Raw genomic sequence first — 8,224 nt, 5'->3', positions numbered from 1 at the left:
TTTTTAATGAGATGAATAAGGAGCAAGTATTCGCTGATGCGTTAAGCTTTATAAAAAGTGTGGTGTGAAATTTTTCTTAGCTTAAAATAAGATTTAAATACAAAAAATAGCAATACATTTTAAGACTATACTAGAATCTTAAGGTTGCATAGCTTTTGTTATGAGACGATAAAGTTATGTGTTTAAAAAGCCCTTCAAAATCTCTGCGTGCAGCACGGGTTCAAAAAGCAAAATCTCATATTTGGCAAGTTGTAATTGCGTATAGGGATCATTGTGAGCAAATGCTTGGGCAGCATTTTTATCTGCAAACTTGCCAATGATAATGCCACCATCTTTTGGAATCCTAGGACCAGAAGCGAGTAAAAACCCCTCTTCGTAGCCTTTTTTAAGATAGGCGCGATGCTCATCTAAATGCGCAAGGACTTCATCAAGGGGCTTTGTATAATGCACGAGACACACAAAAAGTTGCATTTTCTTTCCTTTGTATTAATCTATTTCAAGTGAAGGTTGCTTATTGTGAGCTTTGAAAATATCTTGTGAGATTTTGTAGCTACAAAACTTTGGACCACACATTGAGCAAAACTCTGCATCTTTAAAAACATCTTGCGGAAGGGATTCATCGTGGTATTCACGCGCTCTATCTGGGTCGAGGGCGAGTTCAAATTGCCTATTCCAATCAAAGGCATATCGCGCATCGCTCATCGCATCATCTCTATCTCGCGCACCTATGCGCCCACGCGCAATATCTGCAGCGTGTGCAGCGATTTTATAGGCGAGGATTCCCTCACGCACATCTTTAGCATTTGGCAATCCTAAATGTTCTTTTGGTGTTACATAACAAAGCATCGCTACGCCCTTCCACGCTGCCACACACGCACCAATAGCACTTGCGATATGATCATATCCTGCGGCAATATCTGTAACCAAAGGTCCTAGCACATAAAATGGCGCGTGATTGCAGTATTGTTTTTGAAGCTCCACATTGCGCTCAATTTGATTAAGTGGCACGTGCCCGGGACCCTCAATCATCACTTGCACATCAGCTTCCCACGCTCTTTTAGCAAGCTCACCAAGCACCTTGAGTTCTGCAAATTGTGCTTCATCACTTGCATCAGCTAAGCAGCCCGGACGCAGCGAATCCCCCAAAGAAAGCGATACATCATATTTTTGGCAAATTTTAAGAATCTCATCAAAATGCTCATAGAATGGATTCTCTTTATGATAGTGCATCATCCAGCTTGCCATAAGACTTCCACCGCGTGAAACAACGCCCATTTTGCGCTTTGCAACAAAAGGCATATGCCTAAGCAAAAAGCCACAATGAATTGTAAAATAACTCACGCCCTGCTTGGCTTGTTTTTCTAAAACAGAGAGCATCATATCAATATCAAGTTTTAAAACATCATTTTTAACATCATAGAGAATCTGATACATCGGCACCGTGCCAATAGGCACACTTGAGGCTTGAATAACTGCGCTTCTTATCTCATCAAGATTCCCCCCGGTGCTTAAGTCCATTATGGTATCCGCACCATACTTGATAGAGATTTTCACTTTTTCCACTTCTTCATCAATGGAGCTTGCAAGCTGGGAACTACCGATATTTGAGTTAATTTTTGTGCGTGTGGCTATGCCAATCCCCATAGGCTCAAGATTGGTATGATTAATATTTGCTGGTATGATTAATCTTCCTCGCTTAATTTCATCGCATATAAGAGCAGGAGAGAGATTCTCAATATTTGCTACATATTCCATTTCATTTGTAATAATGCCTTTTTTTGCATAGTGAAGCTGTGTGCGAATGCTATCTTTTGCGCGTTGTTTGACCCATAATGTCCTCATAAAAATCCTTTAAGCAGTAAGTTCTCTATAACTATGATTTAGAATGATTTACGCTATCTAAACTTGCAAAATATATGCAGAATATTCAAAATGAACTCAAATAATATGGGAATTTAAGTAACAATTTTAGTTTATTTTTTGCTTTCTAATGCTAAAATAATATTTTTATTTTGAAGGAACAAAGTGAGATAGGGATTTGATTTTAGATGATGTTACGCTCGTTATGATGGCAGCAGGAGATTCTACGAGATTTTGCACAGATTGTAGTTGCAAAAAGCAATGGCTTCGCATTGATGAAGAGCCATTGTGGCTTGTAGCCACTCGTAAAATAACTGCGCATTTTACTTTTAAAAAGGTGCTTATTACCGCCTCAAGCAAGGATTATATTTATATGCGTGATATGGGGTTTTTTGATATTGTGCAAGGTGGTGATACGCGTGCAAATTCTTTGCGAAATGCCCTTAAATTTGTTGATACACCTTTTGTGCTTGTGAGTGATGTGGCGCGGTGGAATAGTGTAGAATCTGTTATAGAGGCAATGTTTTTATTAATGAGGGCAGATTCACAAATTGATTGTGTCGTGCCATTTTTATCTGTGGCAGATACGAGTTTTTATGAGGGGCATTATCTCAAAAGAGAATCTCTAAAGCTTATTCAAACACCACAATTAAGCAAGGTGAGTGTGTTAAAAGAGGCATTAGACAAGCAAGAAGATTTTAGTGATGAAAGCTCCGCTATTCACGCATTAGGCAAGAGGGTTGGCTTCGTAGAGGGGAGCTTATTAATGAATAAACTCACTTTTGGAAGCGATTTATCTTTTCATATTTCAAGACTTACCCCGCCAAGCAAAAAAGTATTTGTAGGTAGCGGTATTGATATACACGAATTTGAAGAGAATAAACCAATGTGGCTTGGGGGTGTGTATATCAAATCCCCCTTTGGCTTTAAAGCCCATAGTGATGGTGATGTTGCCTTGCACGCTCTTTGTGATGCTATTCTTGGGGCGATTGGTGGGGGTGATATAGGGCAGTGGTTCCCTGATACTGATGCAGCATACAAAGGAGCAGATTCAAAGATACTTCTTAAAGAAATCTACACTTTTGCTCAAAGCATAGGTTATGAGCTTCATAATGCAGACATAAGCATTATGGCACAGATTCCAAAAATTGCTCCCCATAAAAAAGCAATGCGTGAATCCATAGCGGGCATTTTGCAAGTGCCACAAACGCGCATTAATATTAAGGCAACAACTACAGAGGGATTAGGGTTTGTAGGGCGTAAAGAAGGGGTGTGTGTGCAAGCACAAGTGAGTATGGGCTTTTTTGATTGGCAAGACTATGGCAAGGAGGCATAATGAGCAGAATCTATCACACAGAGGAGCAAAAATGAAAGTATTAATTATTGAAAATGAGATTTATTTGGCACAAAGTATTGCAAATAAGCTAAGCGATTCGCGATTAGAATGTGTAATTGCACATTCTTTGAAAGAAGTGCAAAAAGATCATTATGATGTGATTTTAGCTTCATTTGGGACGATTAATGATGGTTATGCAGAGTTAAGTAAGATTTATCCACAAGCCATTATTATTTTAATGATTGCTTATATCAATGATGATACGGTGATTAAGCCCTTGCGCAATGGTGTTACAGATTATATTGTAAAGCCTTTTATTGTTGATGAACTTATACGCAAAATCACGCATTATAAAACATATCGCGAGATGAGCGAGGAGATTAATTTTTATCGAAGCTATTTTGATTTTATCGAGCGTGAGTTAAGCATACCCGAGCCATTTTTATACAACCCTCCTTTTGTGATTAAGACAAATTTTCAAAGGAGTGCAGATGTTTATGCGATGCGATATGCGCGAGAAAAGCATTTGCATTTTCAATTTTTCTCCCTCAAAGAAGAGACTTGGAAAAGTATCTTTCGTGTGCCACCTAAGAAAAATAAAGTCTATTATATTACTAAGCTTGAAGAGCTCAAAAAAAGCGATAGAAAAGACTTTTTAGAAGCAGCCCTTAAATACAATGTAATCCTCTCTATTGTCTCAAGTGAAAAGGTGGCTTTTCCGCAGGTAATTGATATTTCGCGCCAAAGTAATAGCGTGGAGCTAGGCGGGGAGATTCTCTCTGTGAAGGAATATGAAAAAAGTATCATTAGCCAATATGAAAGCCGCTACCCTGATATTGAGCTTGCAAAAAAGCTCGGTATGAGTCGTAAAAGTCTTTGGGAAAAGCGCAAGAAATATGGCATTATTCGCAAAAACAAAAACACAGCACAATCTTAAATACCAATGACAAAAAAGCAAAAACTCATCAAAGATCTGTTTTTGAGCCTTTTATATAGTGGCTATTGTCCTAAGGCTCCGGGGACTGCGGGGACTGCATTGGCGGTGATTCTAGGAGCGCCTATTGTGTATTATTCACAAGAGACTTTGTTTTTATTAAGTATTTTTATAGCACTTGTGGCGGTAAAACATATTGATATATATGAGGCGCATACACATACACACGATGATAAAAGTATAGTGATTGATGAGCTTGTGGGCGTGTGGCTTGCAATGTCTTTGATAGGTTTTGGCTTAGTAGAGTGTATCCTTGCTTTTGTGTTGTTTCGAATCTTTGATATTTATAAGCCCTCTTTTATTGGCAAAATTGATAGGGAATGCAAAGGAGGGCTAGGCGTAGTGGGCGATGATGCACTCGCTGGAGTGATTGCTGGGATTGTGGGGATATGTGTGCTAATGGGCGTGGAGAAGATGCTAAATATAGGTGCATAGAGGCTTGGAATCTAGAATCTATTCTGTTTTTAAAGCATAAGTTTTTAGTTTAGATTCTAAGTTAAACACACAGAATCTAAAAACAAGAATTTACAATGAGACAAAATAAGAACCTACATTTAGTGTAAAAAATAGCTCACTATATCTCTTTGCTTTGAGTGTTTTTAAATTTCGCATACAAATCCACCACATTTAAATCCCTCTTAAGCACTCTTTTTTCGGCATTTTCGCTAAACCGAGCAAGTTTGCAAAAATGCTCATAACTTTCATTAATTGCTTCATCAACCGCCAAACCCTGCAGTATCACGCGATAGAGATTAGGGCGCGTTTTTTTCCAATTACGCAAGGTTTGGACATCAACACCTAAAAATGCAGCCATATCTCGCTTTGTCATTATTTCTCTTTTAGTTTTTAAGAATCATAAAGCATAAGTTTTTAAATTTTTATATGATGATATTTATTCATAATTTTAATAAAAAACATAATATTTATGTTTTTTAAGGTTTAGTAAAGTTTTAATCCTTTACAATCACAATCTCATTTTTAGCAAAAACAAGGATTTTTTAGATGAGCTTAGATGCAGTGTTGCTAGATATACAAGATAAATTACCAGAAGATGTGATAACTCTAAGTTTGCTTAGAGAAAATTTTGAGAATTTGAGTGATAGCAAAAAACAAGAGGCGATTGCATATATTTCAACACTCAATTTTCAAAGTCCTGCTGTTGTATTTTGGGTGGGTAGCTTTTTGTTTGGGAGCTATGGGGTTGGTCGTTTTATGTTAGGAGATAAGGCTTTGGGCTTTGCTCGTTTGGGCATAAGCCTTTTAACTCTTGTCTTCACTCTTTTTGCTATTGTTTCTTTGGATGCTGATTATGGAGGAGAAGATGTGATGCGCGAATATGTTTCTGGGATTCTCTATGCTAGTTTTTTTATGGTTTAAGCATAGTGTTTAGCGTTGTGAGTGCGGTTTGGTGGTTTGTGGATTTGTTTCTAGTTGGGAAAAAGGTGCGTCGCCAAAATTTTGAAAAGATTATGCGAGTCTTAAATTATTTATAAAAGGAGAAAAAATGGATTCAACAACTTTGTTTATGGGGATACAAAATAAGCTCCCCAAGCCATTGGGTTGGTATAGAAAAAAGGTAGTGAAAGCTCAAGCGCATAAGTGGAACGAAATACTAACAAATACAGCAAAATACGCCTATCCCATAATGCAAAACGAGGACATTAAGGCAAAGTTAGATAAGCTTAGTCCTCAGCAGCTTGATAAAGTGTATTTTGCAATCCAAAATGCAAAACTCAAAAGCCCTGCTTTTATTTTTTGGGTATATAATTTTTTGCTTGGTCATCTCGGCATAGCAAGATTTGCTATTGGTGATGTAAGATATGGTGCTTTTAGGTTGGTTTGGACATTACTTGTAGGAGTTTGTGCAGCCTTGATGTTGGACGCTCGTTTGATAATGGCTATGGATGCTGGGGCTGTGGGACTCGCTCTATTGGATTTAATGGTTGTCGGGGTGTATGTAAGGAATCAGAATCTTGAAAAAGTTAATCAAATCATTGATATTACCATTTCTTCAAAGGAATTATGATGAAAAAGCATTTAATTGTAGCGGCTTTGGGGTTTTGTTTCAGTGGCTGTTTGAGTTCTAATCCATCATGTGATGATAAAAATGTGCTATCTTTGGTAGAGCAGATTATAAGAGAAGAGCCAAAAATCTTGCTGGGAGCAGGTTTGTTATTAAGTCAAGATTCAAAAATAAATTTATTTGGAATGGCTATGGGTGGAGGTTTGTTGTTTAATAGTGATTTGCAAGAATATGTCCAAAAGAATACCAAACTCTCTTTTAATAGTTTTATGACCTTAGATAATGATAACGAAAAACAAACATTATGTAGAGCGACCTTAAAGGCTACTTTTCCAAAAATGTCTGATGATTTTAAGAAAAAATTTGAGGAAATCGGAGGATTCTTAGATGAAACATTAATTTATGGAGGAGGAGCATTTGAAAAACAAATCCGATATACGGCTCAATATACTGATGATGGAAAACAAATCTATGTACAAGCAGCATTTGAACAAGAATAATATAATATAATAAAGAGTTTCTTGCTACCTCTTTGTGTGTCTAGTTGCAAGATAAAGAGTAGTGAGAATGTAAGCGGTAAAGAATATTTAGATTTAAGACAAAAGCCAAAGAGAGATGAGAAAGTAAAAAGTAGGTGGCACAATGAAAAAATTGAAGTGGATAATGTTATTACTATTATTTATGAGCAGTATGTATAGCCAAGATAGGTGGGTGTGTGATAGCAAACATCAGTATGTTGAGGGGCTATTGAATGGAGAGATAGTGATGACTTTAGATTTGGGGGTGCCTGATTCTAGGGATATTGATTATGGATTGCTATCAGTGCCTAATAATGGTAAGGTTACTCTTGTGGCGATACCATATATGTATGTTTCGGCATCTGATTATAAAGAGACTTTTAAGCATTTAGTGAAAGAAGTGTTGAGGTATGAAGCAGTAAAGAGCGATACATTTGTGAATATTGATATTGTTTTGCATAATTTAAATATGTATGCTGATAACGCGCGTGTAAAATTCTTTAGGGACAGATTACTCAAGCTCAAAAACGAGTTGAAAAATACCTCTCATTACAATCTCACAAAGATTTTAGCTCCATCCGGACAAATACAAAGAGGCGCAAGAATGACAACTTACCTTGATAGAGAGGGGAAGGTGATTGAGACAAATGATATGGCATTTCAGGCAGATGTGCTGAGTGAATATATGAAGTTAATAGATGAGGTATTTGTGCCTAAAATGAAAGATATTGTTCAGGAGAAATTAAGCGATTATGCCACGAGATATTGCAAATATGTAGATTTACCATTTAATAAATAGCTTCTCTATGAAAGAGTTAATGTAAGACTTAAGCCACATTCAGTTAAGCTTGGCAAAAGTCGTGTTAGATTCTTACTCTTCATTACAAAAGCAAAAATAGAATCTATTCTGTCGGTAATAAATGTAGCAAGGTAATCTCGCTCTCACTGCCTATGCGCATAGGAGGTCCCCAAAAGCCTGTGCCTTGTGAGACATAGACTTGTGAATGATGGGCGTTATTAAAGGTGTGCAAACCAGAGATATAGGGCTGCTGCAAAAGTATAGCAAGAGAGAGAGGAAATATTTGTCCTGCGTGTGTATGCCCACTCACCACCAAATCCACCTTATCATAAGTTTCTTTAAGAAAATACACAACCTTTGGTTGATGAGCGAGGAGGATTGTAGGCAGACTTGGATTAATCTGCGCAAAGCTTTGCTTAAAATCTGGCTCTAAATATCCCACGCGCCACCCCATAAAATCAGCAATCCCCACGATATTTACTCTCTCATCAAATATATAGCTTTCATTCACAAGCACTTGAAAGCCTAATGCGCGGAGTTTTTCAAGGATATTTTGCACATCGTGGAAATACTCGTGATTGCCTAGCACATAGAAAATTCCATTTTTTGCGTGTAGATTCTGCAGCTCATTCACAGCAGATTCTACATTGTGCAAAGGTGCATCAACAAGATCCCCTGTGATAAAAATCATATC

At 37.4% G+C, this 8,224-nt stretch carries 11 protein-coding genes; 7 read left to right on the top strand and 4 right to left on the bottom strand.

Translation table 11 applies throughout. The annotated features are described in order from the left end of the window. Positions 1–174: 174 nt before the first annotated feature. Positions 175–471 carry a YciI family protein gene (locus tag J1E28_RS07270; protein ID WP_291028280.1) on the bottom strand — a complete coding sequence of 99 codons (297 nt, stop codon included), beginning with the start codon at positions 469–471 and terminating at the stop codon, positions 175–177. Between the two features lie 15 nt (positions 472–486). Then, positions 487–1,842, bottom strand: a complete 1,356-nt coding sequence (gene thiC, locus J1E28_RS07265) for a phosphomethylpyrimidine synthase ThiC (RefSeq protein ID WP_291028278.1) — start codon at positions 1,840–1,842, stop codon at positions 487–489. 196 nt (positions 1,843–2,038) lie between these two features. Between thiC and J1E28_RS07260 the strand changes: the two genes are divergently transcribed. The 3 genes from J1E28_RS07260 to J1E28_RS07250 are packed head-to-tail and all read left to right on the top strand — an operon-like array spanning position 2,039 to position 4,625. Next, the gene (locus J1E28_RS07260) at positions 2,039–3,196 is read left to right on the top strand and encodes a bifunctional 2-C-methyl-D-erythritol 4-phosphate cytidylyltransferase/2-C-methyl-D-erythritol 2,4-cyclodiphosphate synthase (protein ID WP_291028276.1); all 1,158 of its coding nucleotides are present in this window, start codon (positions 2,039–2,041) and stop codon (positions 3,194–3,196) included. A gap of 31 nt (positions 3,197–3,227) precedes the next feature. Next, the gene (locus tag J1E28_RS07255) at positions 3,228–4,133 is read left to right on the top strand and encodes a response regulator (protein WP_291028275.1); all 906 of its coding nucleotides are present in this window, start codon (positions 3,228–3,230) and stop codon (positions 4,131–4,133) included. A gap of 6 nt (positions 4,134–4,139) precedes the next feature. After that, positions 4,140–4,625: a phosphatidylglycerophosphatase A gene (locus J1E28_RS07250; RefSeq protein WP_291028273.1), complete on the top strand. Its 486-nt coding sequence runs from the start codon at positions 4,140–4,142 to the stop codon at positions 4,623–4,625. 139 nt (positions 4,626–4,764) lie between these two features. On the opposite strand, the gene J1E28_RS07245 is transcribed toward J1E28_RS07250, so the two are convergent. Beyond that, positions 4,765–5,019, bottom strand: coding sequence for a hypothetical protein (locus J1E28_RS07245; RefSeq protein WP_291028271.1), 255 nt, complete (start codon positions 5,017–5,019; stop codon positions 4,765–4,767). A gap of 173 nt (positions 5,020–5,192) precedes the next feature. Between J1E28_RS07245 and J1E28_RS07240 the strand changes: the two genes are divergently transcribed. From J1E28_RS07240 to J1E28_RS07225, 4 genes are all read left to right on the top strand, one after another. After that, positions 5,193–5,567 carry a hypothetical protein gene (locus J1E28_RS07240; protein WP_291028269.1) on the top strand — a complete coding sequence of 125 codons (375 nt, stop codon included), beginning with the start codon at positions 5,193–5,195 and terminating at the stop codon, positions 5,565–5,567. A 127-nt stretch (positions 5,568–5,694) separates the two neighbouring features. Continuing rightward, the gene (locus J1E28_RS07235) at positions 5,695–6,216 is read left to right on the top strand and encodes a hypothetical protein (protein WP_291028267.1); all 522 of its coding nucleotides are present in this window, start codon (positions 5,695–5,697) and stop codon (positions 6,214–6,216) included. Continuing rightward, complete coding sequence (locus J1E28_RS07230; RefSeq protein WP_291028265.1) at positions 6,216–6,713, top strand: hypothetical protein; 498 nt, start codon at positions 6,216–6,218, stop codon at positions 6,711–6,713. The genes J1E28_RS07235 and J1E28_RS07230 overlap by 1 nt, the downstream gene beginning before the upstream one ends. A 142-nt stretch (positions 6,714–6,855) precedes the next feature. Continuing rightward, a complete protein-coding gene (locus tag J1E28_RS07225) occupies positions 6,856–7,530 on the top strand; it encodes a hypothetical protein (RefSeq protein ID WP_291028263.1) in 675 nt (224 codons plus the stop codon). Between the two features lie 103 nt (positions 7,531–7,633). Here J1E28_RS07225 and J1E28_RS07220 read toward each other — a convergent pair. After that, positions 7,634–8,224 (bottom strand): metallophosphoesterase (locus tag J1E28_RS07220; RefSeq protein ID WP_291028261.1); only part of this gene is annotated, 591 nt, incomplete at its 5' end.

This window comes from Helicobacter sp., assembly GCF_022511165.1.
GTDB lineage: Bacteria > Campylobacterota > Campylobacteria > Campylobacterales > Helicobacteraceae > Helicobacter_C.
This window is presented reverse-complemented; position numbering and strand designations above follow the sequence as displayed.